The 14674-nt window shown below is 72.9% G+C and carries 13 protein-coding genes; 8 read left to right on the forward strand and 5 right to left on the reverse strand.

The window, feature by feature from the left end; genetic code table 11:
• Positions 1-75 precede the first annotated feature (75 nt).
• Positions 76-3132, forward strand: coding sequence for an SARP-family global regulator AfsR (afsR, locus tag A4E84_RS17365; RefSeq protein WP_062927458.1), 3057 nt, complete (start codon positions 76-78; stop codon positions 3130-3132).
• A gap of 218 nt (positions 3133-3350) precedes the next feature.
• Positions 3351-3527, forward strand: coding sequence for a hypothetical protein (locus tag A4E84_RS42930; protein WP_159029587.1), 177 nt, complete (start codon positions 3351-3353; stop codon positions 3525-3527).
• A gap of 84 nt (positions 3528-3611) precedes the next feature.
• Here the strand turns inward: A4E84_RS42930 and A4E84_RS17370 are convergent, their stop codons facing one another.
• Both A4E84_RS17370 and A4E84_RS17375 read right to left on the reverse strand, forming a co-directional pair.
• The gene (locus A4E84_RS17370) at positions 3612-4007 is read right to left on the reverse strand and encodes a type II toxin-antitoxin system VapC family toxin (protein WP_062927459.1); all 396 of its coding nucleotides are present in this window, start codon (positions 4005-4007) and stop codon (positions 3612-3614) included.
• Complete coding sequence (locus A4E84_RS17375) at positions 4007-4288, reverse strand: hypothetical protein (protein WP_062927460.1); 282 nt, start codon at positions 4286-4288, stop codon at positions 4007-4009. The genes A4E84_RS17370 and A4E84_RS17375 overlap by 1 nt, the downstream gene beginning before the upstream one ends.
• A 117-nt stretch (positions 4289-4405) precedes the next feature.
• On the opposite strand from A4E84_RS17375, the gene A4E84_RS17380 reads away from it, so the two are divergent.
• Positions 4406-5332 (forward strand): SMP-30/gluconolactonase/LRE family protein, encoded by a 927-nt coding sequence (locus A4E84_RS17380; protein WP_062927461.1) that lies wholly within the window; start codon positions 4406-4408, stop codon positions 5330-5332.
• Here the strand turns inward: A4E84_RS17380 and A4E84_RS17385 are convergent.
• Complete coding sequence (locus A4E84_RS17385; RefSeq protein WP_062927462.1) at positions 5322-6929, reverse strand: FadD3 family acyl-CoA ligase; 1608 nt, start codon at positions 6927-6929, stop codon at positions 5322-5324. The two genes, A4E84_RS17380 and A4E84_RS17385, sit on opposite strands and share 11 nt — an antisense overlap.
• Positions 6930-7027: 98 nt before the next feature.
• On the opposite strand from A4E84_RS17385, the gene A4E84_RS17390 reads away from it, so the two are divergent.
• From A4E84_RS17390 to A4E84_RS17405, 4 genes are read left to right on the forward strand one after another with little or no spacing between them, the layout of a single operon-like run.
• Entirely contained in the window at positions 7028-8188 is a 1161-nt protein-coding gene (locus A4E84_RS17390) for a lipid-transfer protein (protein WP_062927463.1), read from the forward strand.
• A gap of 10 nt (positions 8189-8198) precedes the next feature.
• Positions 8199-8612 (forward strand): Zn-ribbon domain-containing OB-fold protein, encoded by a 414-nt coding sequence (locus A4E84_RS17395; protein ID WP_062927464.1) that lies wholly within the window; start codon positions 8199-8201, stop codon positions 8610-8612.
• A complete protein-coding gene (locus tag A4E84_RS17400) occupies positions 8609-9385 on the forward strand; it encodes an enoyl-CoA hydratase/isomerase family protein (protein WP_062927465.1) in 777 nt (258 codons plus the stop codon). Before A4E84_RS17395 ends, A4E84_RS17400 begins: the two co-directional genes overlap by 4 nt.
• Positions 9386-9434: 49 nt before the next feature.
• Positions 9435-10385, forward strand: coding sequence for an alpha/beta fold hydrolase (locus tag A4E84_RS17405; RefSeq protein WP_062927466.1), 951 nt, complete (start codon positions 9435-9437; stop codon positions 10383-10385).
• Between the two features lie 154 nt (positions 10386-10539).
• Here the strand turns inward: A4E84_RS17405 and afsK are convergent, their stop codons facing one another.
• Positions 10540-12951: a protein serine/threonine kinase AfsK gene (gene afsK, locus A4E84_RS17410; protein WP_062927467.1), complete on the reverse strand. Its 2412-nt coding sequence runs from the start codon at positions 12949-12951 to the stop codon at positions 10540-10542.
• Positions 12952-13144: 193 nt separating this feature from the next.
• Entirely contained in the window at positions 13145-13867 is a 723-nt protein-coding gene (kbpA, locus tag A4E84_RS17415) for an AfsK-binding protein KbpA (protein WP_079129002.1), read from the reverse strand.
• Positions 13868-14000: 133 nt separating this feature from the next.
• On the opposite strand from kbpA, the gene A4E84_RS17420 reads away from it, so the two are divergent.
• Positions 14001-14636 carry a TetR family transcriptional regulator gene (locus A4E84_RS17420; RefSeq protein ID WP_062927469.1) on the forward strand — a complete coding sequence of 212 codons (636 nt, stop codon included), beginning with the start codon at positions 14001-14003 and terminating at the stop codon, positions 14634-14636.
• The last annotated feature ends 38 nt before the right edge of the window (positions 14637-14674 follow it).

Consider the following 14674-nt stretch of genomic DNA (forward strand, 5'->3'; position numbering starts at 1 on the left):
TGTCTCCCACGGCTGACGTATCCGTCGTCAACAAGGCAAACTGGCGTGGTTGCTCAGGATGTCTAGGGGGACTGCATGGACGGTGTACCGAACGGTGTACCGCGCGTACCGGAGCAGCGGCGATTCGACTCCGCGCCGTCATCGCCGGGGTCGGCTACGACGGCTGAGCCGGAGAGGCCGACCGAGCCCGCGAGCCTGCGCTTCAGCGTGCTCGGCCCCGTGCGCGCCTGGCGCGGTGACGAGCAGGTCGCCACCGGATCCCCCCAGCAACGCGCCCTGCTCGCCGCTCTGCTGCTGCGCGAGGGGCGGACGGCCACGGCGGCGGAGCTGATCGACGCCCTGTGGGGCGATGAATCGCCCTCGCAGGCGCTGGCGGCGGTACGGACGTACGCCTCCCGCCTGCGCAAGGTGCTCGACCCGGGCGGCGAGGCACGCCGGTCGGGCGGCGCCGCGGCCACCGCTTCCGCCGTCCTGGTCAGCGAGTCCGGCGGCTACGCGGTCCGCGACCTCGCCGAGGGCGCCCTGGACCTCGCCGTCGCCCAGGACCTGGCGACCGAGGCGGAGAAGGCCCGCTCCGCCGGCGACCTCTGCCACGCCCGCGACACCCTGCGCCGCGCCCTCGCCCTGTGGGACGGGGAGACCCTGGCGGGAGTGCCCGGCCCCTACGCGGAGGCCCAGCGGGTGCGTCTGGAGGAGTGGCGGCTGCAACTCCTCGAATCCCGCCTGGACATGGACCTGGAGCAGGGCTGCCACGCCGAGGCCGTCTCGGAGCTCACGGCCCTCACCGCGGCCCATCCGCTCCGGGAGCGGCTGCGCGAGCTCCTGATGCTGGCGCTCTACCGCAGCGGCCGCCAGGCGGAGGCACTTGCCGTCTACGCCGACACCCGCCGCCTGCTCGCCGACGAACTCGGCGTGGACCCCCGCCCCGGCCTGAGCGAGCTGCAGCAGCGCATCCTCCAGGCGGACCCGGGGCTCGCGGAGCCCTCCTCCCCGGCGCCCGAGCCGGCCGCCGCCCCGGTCCGCCCGGCACAACTGCCCGCGTCGGTCCCGGACTTCACCGGCCGCGCTGCCTTCGTCCGCGAGCTCGGCGACATCCTCGCCTCCGCCGAGGGCCGGGTCATGGCGGTCTCGGCCCTGGCCGGGATCGGTGGCGTCGGCAAGACCACCCTCGCGGTGCACGTGGCCCACCAGGCGCGCGCGGCGTTCCCGGACGGCCAGCTGTACGTCGACCTGCAAGGCGCGGGCGCCCGGGCGGCGGAGCCGGAGACGGTCCTGGGCTCCTTCCTGCGCGCCCTCGGCACGGCCGACTCGGCGCTCCCCGACTCCCTGGAGGAGCGCGCGGCCCTCTACCGCTCGGTCCTGGCCGGGCGGCGGGTGCTGGTCCTGCTGGACAACGCCCGGGACGCCGCCCAGGTCCGCCCCCTGCTGCCCGGCACGGACGGCTGCGCCGCGCTGGTCACCTCCCGCACGCGGATGATGGACCTCGCGGGCGCCCACCTGATCGACCTGGACGTGATGTCCCCGGACGAGGCGCTGGCGCTGTTCACGAAGATCGTGGGCGAGGAGCGGGTGGCGTCCGAGCGGAAGGCCGCCCTGGACGTGGTGGCGGCCTGCGGCTTCCTCCCGCTGGCCATCCGGATCGCCGCGTCGCGCCTGGCGGCCCGCCGCACCTGGACGGTTTCGGTCCTCGCGGCGAAGCTCGCCGACGAGCGCCGCCGCCTGGACGAACTCCAGGCCGGCGACCTGGCCGTCAAGGCCACCTTCGAACTCGGCTACGGCCAGCTCGAACCCGCCCAGGCCCGCGCGTTCCGCCTGCTGGGCCTCGCGGACGGCCCCGACATCTCCCTCGCCGCCGCGGCGGCGGTCCTGGATCTTCCGGCCGAGGACACGGAGGACCTGCTGGAGTCACTCGTCGACACCTCCCTCCTCGAATCGGCGGCCCCCGGCCGCTACCGCTTCCACGATCTGGTGCGGCTCTACGCGCGTGCCTGCGCCGAAAGGGACGAACTGCCCCCGAGCGAACGGGGGGCGGCGCTGTCCCGGCTGCTGGACTTCTACCTGGCGTCCGCGGCGGGCGTGTACGCGATCGAGCGCCCCGGGGACCGGCTGGTGGATCACCTGGAACCCACGTCGTACCCGGGGCTGCGGTTCGACGACCGGCACGCGGCGCAGGACTGGCTGTACGCGGAGGCCATCTGCCTCCTCGCGTGCGTACGGCAGTCCGCGGGGCGGCCGGAGACCCTCCCCCGGGCGATCGACATGCTGTGGGCCGCGCACGACCTCTCCGAGTCGGGGGCCAACTCCAAGGAGTACGAGGCGACGGCCCAGGCGCTCGTCGGCGCGGCCCGCTCGCACGGGCTCGGCCGGGCGGAGGCACGGGCGCTGATGACACTCGTCAACGTCCACCACGTGAGCGGCCGGTTCGAACGGGCCGAGGAGGAGGCGGAACGGGCCATCCTGCTCGCGCAGGAGTCCGACGACCTGCTCCCCGTCTGCTGGGCGAGCAACGCGCGCGGCATCATCGCGCTGTACCAGAACCGCCACACGGACGGCGAGGAGCACCTGTCCCGGGCCATCGAGCACTTCCGGGCCCTGGGCGACCGCCCCGGCGAGGCCGCCGCGCTCTGCAACCTCTCCCGGATCCATCTGGCGACCGGGCGGACCCAGAGTGCGGTCAGGCTGGCCCAGGAGGGCATCGACATCTACGACGGCATGGGCAACTCGATGCGCGGGGCGAACGCCCGCTACGCCCTCGGGCTCGCCCTTACCCAGAGCGGGGAGCTGGGCAAGGCGGCCGACCGGCTCCAGGAGGCGGTGGAGGTGTTCCGCGACAGCAGGCAGCGCCTGTGGGAGGGCATGAGCCTATTCCGGCTGGCCGAGGTGGACCTCGCCGCCCGGCGCGCGGCACGGGCCGCCGCCAACGCCGAGATGGCCCTCACGGTGCTGCGCGGAATCGGCGGGGAGTGGCGGCGGGGCAACGTCCTCACGGTGCTCGGGCGTGCGCTGAGCGGCATCGGCCAGACGGGCCGGGCCCAGGTCTGCTGGCAGGAAGCGGCCGGGATCTACGAGGAGCTCGGCTCACCGGAGGCGGCCGAGGTGCGTGCGCTGCTGTCCCCGGTGCGGGCGGCCTGAACAGCGGCCGGGGCGTTCATCAATCGTTTATCCCCCCACGTCATCATGGACGTAGTCGATCCGTCGCGTCGGGGGGCAGACGGGTCACTGCACGGGCCTCGCTCCGGTGTTCCATCGGGGAGCGGGCCCGGGTGGGCCTGCCCGGCCGTCCTCGGGGGAGTGGCCGGGCGGGCCCGCCGGCCTCACTGCCTGTTCCATGCCAAGGGGAGTTGACGATCATGGGCGACGAGCTCAAGCCGCAGGACCTGCACGCCACCGACGAGCCGCTGAAGACCGAGGACCTGCACGCCACGGACGAGGGCGCCGTCAAGAAGCAGGACCTGCACGCCACCGGCGAGCCGCTGGAGACGAAGGACCTGCACGCCACGTCGGAGCCTTTCAAGCCGACGAAGTAAGCCACCGTTACACGGGGTTCGGCCGCGGCGGCGCGGAGGGGGAGCCGTCGCGGCCGAGGTGTGTCCGCGGCAGGTGCCGCCGCGCTACAGCGGAACGACCCGCACCCCCGGCCCGCACAGCTTCCCCATGTCGTCCTCGTCGGACGTGAAGAGCACCACGCCTCCGCGTTGCCGGCTCGCGATCACGGCCAAGGCCGCGTCGATCGCGTACTTGTGGCCGTGCGGACCCGTGTCCTGAAGCAGGGCGACAGCCGCCTCGGCGACCTCCCGGGACACGGGTTCCACGACGACACGGGACATCGCCCATGCCCAAGCCGCCCGTTTCACGCGGCCGTGGTACGCCTCGATCAGCGTCATCGAGCTGGTCACGACGCGGATGCCGGAACGGTGCGCGTCCTTGAGCCGGGCGAGCATCACCCGGTCGCCCAGGACGGTCCGGGAGAACGCCTCGCAGTCCAGCACGTAGCAGGTCGGCCCCACTAGCTCGCCCTCCGGTGCCGCTCGCCGGCCGCCCCCGGGCCCTGCTCGGTGAAGTGGCGCTCGAACTCCCTGCGCTCGGCCTCCGCCGAGGCGAGCTCATCCTCGGTGACAGGGCCGTGCTCATCTTCCAGCCAGGTCACCAGTTCTCCCAGCCGGTCCTGCTCGCGCTGGCGCTCTATGGCCCGTGTGACATAGGCGCTGAAGCCGCCGGGCCCGACCTCGTGCCGGATCTCCTCGGCGAGCTCCTCCGGCAGCGTCACGGTGTACTTCTTCGTTGCCATACCACTTACCATACCGACCCCGGGTGTGATCGGCCCGGCGTGGTGCGCCGTCGGCCGCCGCGCGCGATAGTGGGTCCGCGCAGATCACCCGTCGGCCCACTCATGAAGGCGGCCCCCATGCCCGGCGAGCAGCCCCACCTCTACGAGACCCTCGACGAGCGGTTCCGGACGGGCCGGTGTCAGGCGGGGGATTCGCGGCTGGAGGCCCTTTACGAAGGGTGCCGGTGGGCCGAGGGGCCCGTGTACGTGCCCGCCGGGCGGTACCTCGTGTGGAGCGACATCCCGAACGACCGGCTGCTGCGGTGGGACGAGACCACCGGGGCCGTCGGGGTGTTCCGCTCCCCCGCCGGGTACCCGAACGGCAGCACCCTGGACGGCCAGGGCCGTCTCATCACCTGCGAGCAGGGCAACCGGCGGGTGACCAGGACCGAGCACGACGGCTCGGTCACCGTGATCGCCGAGCGGTTCCGGGGCAAGCGGCTCAACAGTCCGAACGACGCCGTCGTGAAGTCGGACGGGTCGGTGTGGTTCTCCGACCCCGAGTTCGGGATCGCCACCGACTACGAGGGGCACCGCGCCGAGAGCGAGATCGGCGCCCGGAACGTCTACCGCGTCGACCCCGCGACCGGCGAGGTGCGGCTGGTCGCCGACGGGTTCCAGGGGCCCAACGGGCTGGTCTTCTCGCCGGACGAGCGGCAGCTGTACGTATCGGACAGCGTCGCCAATCACATCCGCGTCTTCGACGTCCGCGAGGACGGGACGACCCTCTCCGGCGGCGATGTCTTCGCCGCGTGCGGGAACGGCAACTTCGACAACATCCGGTTCGACGACCAGGGGCGGCTCTGGGCCGCCGCGATGGCCGGCGGCGTGCACTGCTACGACCCCGACGGCACGCTGATCGGCCGCATCCTGGTGCCCGGCACCGTCGCCAACGTCCGCTTCGGCGGCGCGCGGCGCAACCGCCTGTTCATCGCGGCCGACACCACCCTGTACTCCTTGATGATGTCGGTCACCGGCACCCCGGCCCTGCCGCTCAGCCGGTGACCGTGTCCCGCAGCGCGCCCTTCACGACCTTCCCGCTCGCGTTGCGCGGCAGCCGCTCGACGAACTCCACCGTTCTCGGGACCTTGTAGTTGGCCATCTCCCTGCGGGACCAGGCGATCAGGTCGCCGGCGGTCAGCAGGGCGCCCGGGCGCCGTACGACGTAGGCCCTGCCGACCTCCCCGAGCCGGGCGTCCGGTACGCCGATCACCGCGACGTCCGCCACGTCCGGGTGGAGGCCCAGGAGCTGCTCTATCTCGGCGGGGTAGGCGTTGAAGCCGCCGACGATGAACATGTCCTTGAGGCGGTCCGTGATGCGCAGGTTGCCCGCGGCGTCCAGGACGCCGACGTCGCCGGTGCGCAGCCAGCCGTCCTCGGACAGCACCTCGGCGGTGGCCCGCTCGTCCTCGTAGTAGCCGCTCATGACGTGGAAGCCGCGCACCAGGACCTCGCCCGGCAGGCCGGGTGCCAGAGGCCGGCCTTCGGGGTCCACGACCCGCACCTGCGTGCCGGGGATGGCCCGGCCCGACGTGGACGCGATGACCGTCGGGTCGTCGCCGCGCCGGCACATCGTGACGACACCGCTCGCTTCGGAGAGGCCGTAGGCGGTGAGGACCGTGCCGATGCCGAGTTCGCCGCGCAGCCGCTCGACCAGGCGCAGCGGCACGACCGCCGCTCCCGTCACGACCAGGCGCAGGGCCGTCAGGTCGTGGGCGTCCCGTGCGGGGTGGTCCAGGAGGGACTGGAGGAGGGTCGGGGGGCCGGGGAGCACGGAGATCCGCTCGGCGGCGATGTTGGCGAGGACCGTGGTCACGTTGAACACGGGCTGGGGGATCATCGTCGCGCCCCGCATGAGGCAGGCGATCACCCCGGCCTTGTAGCCGAAGGTGTGGAAGAAGGGGTTGACGATCAGGTAGCGGTCGCCCCGGGTGAGGCCCGCCAGGTCGCTCCAGATGTCGTACGCCCGCAGCGTCTGGGCGTGGGTGATGACGGCGCCCTTGGGGCGGCCCGTCGTGCCCGAGGTGAAGATGATGTCCGAGGGCCGGGTCCCCGGTACGGCCGCGGACCTTCCGCGGACCTCCGCCGACCCCGTCCCCTCCCCGCTCGCCAGGAAGTCCTTCCAGGTCAGGAAGCCGGCCGGGGTGTCGTCCGAGAGGACGACCGCGTGCCGCAGCTCGGGCAGGCCGGGCAGGGGGCCGGTGCCCGGGCCGTCCCCCGCCGCCCGGCGCAGGGACGCCACGTACGAGGTGCCGAGGAACGTGCCGGTCACGAACAGCAGCCGGGTGCCGCTGCGGCGCAGCACGTCCGCCGCCTCGGCGCCCTTGAACCGGGTGTTCAGCGGCACGAGCACCGCGCCCGCCGAGACGGCGCCCAGGGCCGCGACGATCCAGTCGAGCGAGTTCGGGGCCCAGATGCCGACCCGGTCGCCCGGTTCGACGCCGGTCGCCATGCAGGCCGCTGCCGCGCGCTCGACCCGTGCGCCCAGTTCCGCGTAGGTGACGCGGGTCCGGCCGTCGACGACCGCCTCGACGTCCGCGTACCGCTCGGCCGCCGCCTCGACCAGGCCCGGAACGCTTCCCCATGCCGTATCCGCTCGCACAGCACGCCTCCCGAACGACGTAGGAGCTGACTACCCGTCAGATTATCTGTAATCTGACGACCTGTCAGCGATGGTTCGGGCCCGGAGGTGCGCGCAGCATGGCAGCAGGATCGGGAGGCCTCAAGGACGCGACCGCTGTCGTCGGCATAGGCCAGACGCCCTTCGCCAAACGGCTCCCGGAGGACGAACGCACCCTCGCCTGCCGTGCCGTACTGGCCGCGCTCGACGACGCGGGGATCGCGCCCGGCGAGGTCGACGCCCTCGCCTCCTACACCATGGAGGAGACCGACGAGGTGGAGCTGGCGAAGGCCTGCGGCTTCGGCGATATCACCTTCTTCAGCAAGGTCGGCTTCGGGGGCGGAGGTTCGTGCGCCACCGTCGCCCATCTCGCCGCCGCCATCGTCGCCGGGCAGGCCGGTGTCGGGGTGGCCTGGCGGTCCCGCAAGCGGGGCAGCGGCCCACGCCCCTGGACCGACACGACCGTCCAGCTCCCGACCCCGGCCCAGTGGACCCGGCCGTACGGGCTGCTGAGGCCCGCCGACGAGATCGCGATGCTCACCCGCCGCTACCTGCACGAGTACGGCGCCACCCGCGACCACCTGTTCAACGTCGCCCTGGCCTGCCGCAACCGGGCCAACCAGAACCCCGCCGCGATCATGTACGAACGGCCCCTCACCCGCGAGATGTACATGACCTCCCGCTGGATCAGCGAGCCGCTCTGCCTCTTCGACAACTGCCTGGAGACCGACGGGGCCCTGGCCTGTGTCGTGGTCTCCGCCGAGCGCGCCCGCGACTGCCGGCGCAGGCCCGTCTACGTCCATTCCGCCGCCCAGTCCCTCCCCGCCCAGCACCACGGCATGGTCAACTACTGGAACGACGACCCCCTCACCGGCCCCGCCTGGAGTGCCGCCCGGCACCTGTGGAAACACTCCGACCTGACCCCCGAGGACGTCGACGTCGCCCAGATCTACGACGCCTTCACGCCCCTGGTCCTGCTCTCCCTGGAGGGCTACGGCTTCTGCGGGCGTGGTGAGGGCGGGGCGTTCACCGAGGGCGGGGCGCTGGAGACCGGCGGGCTGCTGCCGCTGAACACCGGCGGGGGCGGCCTGTCCGAGGCCTACGTCCACGGCTTCAACCTCATCAACGAAGGGGTCAGACAGCTGCGCGGCACCAGTACCGCCCAGGTGCCGGACGCCTCCGCCTGTCTGGTCACGGCGGGCGAAGGGGTCCCGACCTCCGCCCTGCTGCTGAGGAGTTGAGGAGCACCCCATGCTGCGTCCCGTCCCCGACGCCGACGGCGCCCCCTTCTGGGAGTACGCCGCCCAGGGCGAACTCCGCGTCCAGGCCTGCGGCGACTGCGGAGAACTCCGCTTCCCGCCCCGGCCCTGCTGCCCGCACTGCCAGTCCTTCGCGAGCGAGTGGCGTCCGGTCTCCGGCCGGGGCCGGGTCTGGTCGTACGTCGTCGCCCATCCGCCGCTGCTGCCCGACTACGCCGCGCACGCGCCGTACAACGTGGTCGTCGTCGAGCTGGACGAGGCGCCCCGCATCAGGCTGGTGGGCAATCTGGTCGCCGGGGCCGGGCAGCCCCTGGGCGCCTTCCCTCCGGAGAACCTGCGCATCGGCGCCCGGGTACGGGCCGTCTTCCACGACGGCCTTCCCCAGTGGGTCCCGGAGCGGTCATGAGCGGTGTGCTCGTACGGGCCGACCGGGACAGCGGGGTCGCCGTCGTGACACTGGACCGGCCCGGGCGGCTCAATGCCGTCGACCTCGCCATGGCCGACGAACTGGCCTCCGCATGGCACGAGTTGCGGTTCGACGACGCCGTGCGGGCGATCGTCCTCACCGGGGCCGGTGAGCGCGCGTTCTGCACCGGCATCGACCGGGACGCCGTCGTGCCGCAGCCGAACTCGCCCTACGCGCAGGACGATCCTCTGCTCGGGATCGGGCCGAAGGCGAACGACCTGTGGAAACCGGTCGTCGCCGCCGTGCACGGCATGGCCTGCGGAGGCGCCTTCTACCTGCTCGGCGAGGCGGAGTTCGTCGTTGCGGACACCACCGCCTGCTTCTTCGACCCGCACACCACCTACGGCATGGTCAGCGCCTACGAGTCCGTCCTCATGGCGCAGCGCATGCCCTACGGGGAGGTCGCGCGGATGGCGCTGATGGGGGCGGCGGAGCGGATCTCGGCCCGGCGGGCGTACGAGATCGGGCTGGTGTCGGAACTCGTGCCGGAGGGCGAGGCATTGGGGGCGGCGACCGCGTGCGCCACCGTCCTCGCCGGGTATCCGACCGAGGCCGTGCAGGGGACCGTGCGGGCGCTGTGGGCCGCGAGTGAGGCGGGGCGGGCCCAGGGATTCGCACAGGCACCGCATCTCATCGCACTCGGGAACGCGGCGGGCGAGCGGCAGGCCCGGTTGTTCGCCGGGAGGTCGAGGGAGTACCGGTTGCGTGAGTGAAGTCGTTTACCCCTACACCCGTATGCTCGGGGGCGTGGTTGAGCATCGGATGATCGACGTCAATGGCATACAGCTGCACATCGCGGAGCAGGGTGAGGGCCCGCTCGTGGTGCTGCTGCACGGGTTCCCGGAGTCCTGGCACTCCTGGCGGCACCAGTTCGGGCCGCTGGCCGAGGCCGGTTTCCGGGTGGTCGCGCCCGACCAGCGGGGGTACGGCGGCAGTGACCGCCCCGAGGACGTGGCCGCGTACAGCATCCTCCACCTGGTGGGGGACGTGGTCGGGCTGGTCCACGCGCTGGGCGAGGAGCGGGCGTTCGTCGTCGGGCACGACTGGGGCGCGCCGGTGGCCTGGCACACCGCGCTGCTGCGGCCGGACGTGGTGCGCGGGGTGGCGGGGCTGAGCGTGCCGCCGCCGTTCCGGGGGAGCCGGCCTCCGCTTCAGACCATGCAGGAGCGGTTCGAGGGGCGCTTCTACTGGAACCACTTCAACCGGCCGGGGGCCGCGGACGCCGAGTTCGCCGCCGACACCCGCACGACCCTGCGCAAGCTGCTGTACTCCGCCTCCGGTGACGCGCCGGACGCCGGGCGTCCCGAGCAGGCCCTGGTCGACCCGGAGCGCGGCTGGCTCACGGACGCGCCGGACCCCGAGGTGCTGCCCGAGTGGCTCACCGAGGAGGACCTCGACGTGCTCACCGAGAGCTTCGAGCCGGGCTTCACCGGCGCGCTCAACTGGTACCGCAACCTGGACCGCAACTGGGAGCTGACCGCCCCCTGGCAGGGCGCGGTCGTCACTTCGCCCGCCCTGTACGTGTACGGCGACCGCGACGTGGTCCCGGCCTTCCCGGGGACACCCGAACTGATCGAGCGGCTGCCGGACTTGATGCCGGACCTGCGCCGCAAGCCGCTCGTGCTGCCGGGCTGCGGCCACTGGACGCAGCAGGAGCGGCCCGCCGAGGTGAACGAGGCGCTGATCGACTTCCTGACGGAGCTGCGGGACTGACAACCCGGTTGCCGTCGTCCGGCTGCGTGGCGACCGGCCCGTACCCGGCGTAGCGTCGTGGGTGGGAGCGGTGCACGGGCCGCTCCCCGGCGAGCGACGGCCGCCGTCCGGAGCACCCCTTCCGTACGCCGGGACGACGGCCGTCCCGGGCGGGTCAGGCGGTGCGCGCCGTGCCCGTGCCCTTCTCCGCGTCCAGTGCGTACACGCAGCGGTCCTTGCTGCACGCGTACACCACTCCGTCCCGGACGACCGGGGAGCCGGTGATCTCGCCGCCGGTGGCGAGTTTCCAGCGCAGCCGGCCGTCGTCGGCCTTCAGGGTGTAGAGCAGGTGGTCGGTGGAGCCGAAGTGGATACGGCCCTCGGCCACCGAGGGGGCGCCGACGATGTCGCCGCCCGCCTGGAAGCGCCACTTGGGCGTGCCGGTGACCGCGTCGAGGGTGTAGAGGCCCTTGCCGCTGCCCACGTGGACATGGCCGGCGGCGACCAGGACGGGATCGACACAGGAGCGGGCCTCGGTGGCGATGCGCCAGCGGTCGCGGCCGTCGGTGGCGTCGAGGGCGTAGACCGTACCGAGGTAGTCGGCGAGGTAGATGCCGCCGCCGGTGACGGCCGGGCCGGGGACGAAGGTGGGCGGGCAGAGGAACACGGCCGGGGCCTCGAAGTGCCACTTCACGTGCCCGGCGGCCACGTCGAGGGCGAGGACGCGGGTACCGGCGCAGACGTAGACGTAGCCGTCGGTGGCCGGGGTGAGCCGGATGGGGACGCCGCCGCACGAGGCCGCGTCGCCGATCGGGTACGACCAGCGCTCGTCGCCGGTGCGGGCGTCCAGGGCGCGCAGCCGGGCGTCCTGCCACACGTAGACCGTGCCGTCGTGCAGGGCGGGTCCTGCCTCGGGGGACTCGAAGTCCGACTGGCAGCCGGTGACCTCCCACAGCTTCTGGCCGCTGGAGGCCTCCCAGCCCTGGACGCCGCCGCCGCGGGTGCCGGTGACGACGGTGCCGCGGCCGGCCTTGAGCGAGTACACCCAGGCGTCCGTCTGGAGGCGCCAGAGGTCGGCGCCCTCACGGGCGTCCAGGGCGAACAGCGTGGGCCCGTCGGAGGCGTGGATACGGCCGTCCGCGACCGCCATGGACCAGGCGACGTCCCGGGTCTTGAAGCGGCGGCGGCCGGTGGCGACGTCCAGCGCGTGCACCTCGAAGGAGGTGACGTAGACCAGGTCGCCGGCGACCGAGGGCGTGCCCCAGACGTCGTTGGACATGCGGAAGCGCCAGGGCCGCCAGCCGCCGGCCTGCTCCGGCGGCGCGGCCGGGGCCGGGGGTGCGGCGACGGCGGGGCCCACGGCGGGGTCCGTGCCGTTGACGCCGGGGCGCGGCTTGGACCAGGAGGCGGCGAGGGCGGCCTCCGGTGCCGGCGCCTGCACGGCGGCGGCGCGTACGTCCGCGACGCGCGGGCCCGGGCCGATGGGCACCTTGGCGCCGGCGAGGCGGACGGGGCCGGTGTCGGGGCCGATGGGGGCACCTCCCCGCTCGGGCGGAGCCGAGAGCTTGGGGGAGGGAGCGGGCGACGGGACGACCGGGTCGTGCGCGGGCGGCGGCGGGATGGGCGCCGGGCCCGGCGCGGGGCGTCCGCCGCCGCTGCGGCCGGCGCCGGGGGCGGGCTTGCCGGACGGTCGGCCGTTGCGGCGGGACTCGATCAGGCCCACGGCCCGCTCGGGCAGCCACGCGGAGGCCGTGCCGCTGTCGTCGGAGCCGGAGCCGAAGAGGTGGGGGGCCAGCTGGGCCTGGAGGTCGGCCGGGTTGGGGCGGGCCGTGGGGTCCATCTGCATACAGGACTCGATGAGCGGCCGCAGCTCGTCCGGGAGTCCTTCGAGGTCCGGGCCCTCCCGGAGGAGCATGAAGACCGTCTCGACCGGGTTGGCGCCGTGGAAGGGCGGGTGGCCCGTGGCGGCGAAGACCAGCATGGAGCCCAGGGAGAAGACGTCGCTGGCGCCGGTGACGCTGCGGGAGTCCTTGGCCTGTTCGGGGGACATGTAGGCGGGCGTGCCGACGGCCACGTTCGTCATCGTCAAACGCGTGTTCGAGACGCCCGACGCGATGCCGAAGTCGATCACCCGGGGTCCGTCCTCCACGACGAGGACGTTCGACGGCTTGAGGTCCCGGTGCACCAGGCCCGCGCCGTGGATGGACTGGAGCGCCTCGGCCACGCCCGCCGCCAGCCAGCGCACCGCCTGGGCCGGCATCGGGCCGCAGTCGTTCACTATCTCCTCGAGGGAGGGCGCGGGGACGTACGCGGTGGCCAGCCACGGCACGGCGGCGCGCGGGTCGGCGTCCACGACCGCGGCCGTGTAGAAGCCGGAGACGGCGCGGGCCGCCTCCACCTCACGCGTGAAGCGGACCCGGAACAGCTGGTCCTCGGCCAGCTCCGTCCGGACGGTCTTGATCGCCACGCGCCGGCCGGACGCCGAACGCGCGAGATAGACCAGCCCCATGCCGCCGGCACCCAGCCGTCCCAGCACCTCGAACGGCCCGATCCGCCGCGGATCGTGCTGCGTCAGCTGATCCACCACTCTGCCTGCCACCTCCCCGTACGAGCCGCGCCAAAGCCACATGTTCCACGCGACCCCGTGCAGCGTCTCACCACCGCACCGCCATGGCGGCACGCACCCTGATTCTTCCTGGCCGGAGCCCTGGTTGCGAACCCGGTGACAATTGAGATGTCTCGGAGGATAAGCGATCAAACGATGACCAAACAATGCCTGCTCAGCGGCGCAGCAGCGCGAAGGACGCCCCCTGATCGTCCGTGACGACGGCGACCTCGCCGTACGAGGTCTCGAACGGCGGGGCCTGGACCCGGCCGCCGAGCCGCCGCACGTCCTCCAGCGCGGCCGGTACGTCCTCGACGGCGAAGTGCACGAGGAAGTGGGGCGGCATCTGCGCGGGGAACACGTCGGAGACGGGGGCGCGGCCGAAATCGGGCTCGGCGTCCGGCCCGAACAGGGCCTCCCGGAAGAGATCGCCGTAGAAGGTGTTGGCGGCCTCGGTGTCGCGGGCGTACAGCTCGGCCCAGGCGAAGGTGCCCGGCTCGTGCCGCCTTCCGAAGCCGGGGTGCTCCTCCGGCTGCCACAGGGCGAAGACGGCGCCCTCGGGGTCGGTGACGAGCGCCGTGACGCCCAGCTCCCCGGCGGGCACCGGCGCCGAGACGATCTGCCCGCCCGCGTCCCGGACGCGCCGGGCCAGGGCCGGTGCGTCCGGGGTCGCGAAGTACACCGTCCAGACGGTGGGCAGCCGGCCGTCCACCTTGCGGACCAGCGCGGCCACGGGTTCGCCGTCCTTCAGCGCCTGCGCGAAGGAGCCGAACCAGTCCTCGAAGGTCCACCCGAAAAGTTCACCGTAGAACCGCTTGCCCGCCTCGACGTCGGCAAGCTGCGCGTCCACCCAGCAGGGGACGCCCTCTCCGTACACCGATGCCCTGTTTTCGGCCATGCCGCCAACGTAACCGCGACCGCCGCAACCCGCAGACCAGGCACACAGTCTTCGTACTCCCGCGCACCCCATTTGCAGTCGGCCGAATCGCGCCCCGATCACGCCTCGGTAAGCTGACGGCATGACAGGACAAGTGCGTACCGTCGACGGCCGCGTGGCCGGCAGGCGTGGGCAGGCGACCCGGCAGAAGCTGCTCGACTGCCTCAGCGAGATGCTCAGCTCCTCCCCGTACCGGGACGTCAAAGTCATCGATGTCGCCCGGAAGGCGGGCACTTCGCCCGCGACCTTCTACCAGTACTTCCCGGACGTCGAAGGCGCCGTCCTGGAGATCGCCGAGCAAATGGCCACCGAGGGCGCCGCGTTGACGGAGCTCCTGGAGGGCCGCTCCTGGGCCGGCAAGGCCGGCTGGCAGACGGCGCAGGAACTCGTCGACGGCTTCCTGGAGTTCTGGCGCAAGAACGACGCGATCCTCCGGGTCGTCGATCTCGGCGCCGCCGAGGGCGACAAGCGTTTCTACAAACTCCGCATGAAGATCCTCAACTCGGTGAACAACTCCCTCGCGGACGCCGTCGCCGAGCTCCAGGCCAAGGGCAGGGTCGACAAGGACGTGAACCCGGCGGCCGTCGCCGGTTCGCTCGTCGCGATGCTCGCGGCCGTCGCCTCCCACCAGAAGGGCTTCTCCTCCTGGGGCGTGAAGCAGGCCGAACTGAAACCGAACCTCGCCCTGTTGGTGCACTTGGGCGTCACCGGCCGGAAGCCGGCGAAATAGCGCGGCGCATCGGCCTCTCACGCATCCGAGTCCTGTCT

Origin of the sequence: Streptomyces qaidamensis, from assembly GCF_001611795.1 — a bacterium.
GTDB classification, from domain to species: Bacteria; Actinomycetota; Actinomycetes; order Streptomycetales; family Streptomycetaceae; genus Streptomyces; species Streptomyces qaidamensis.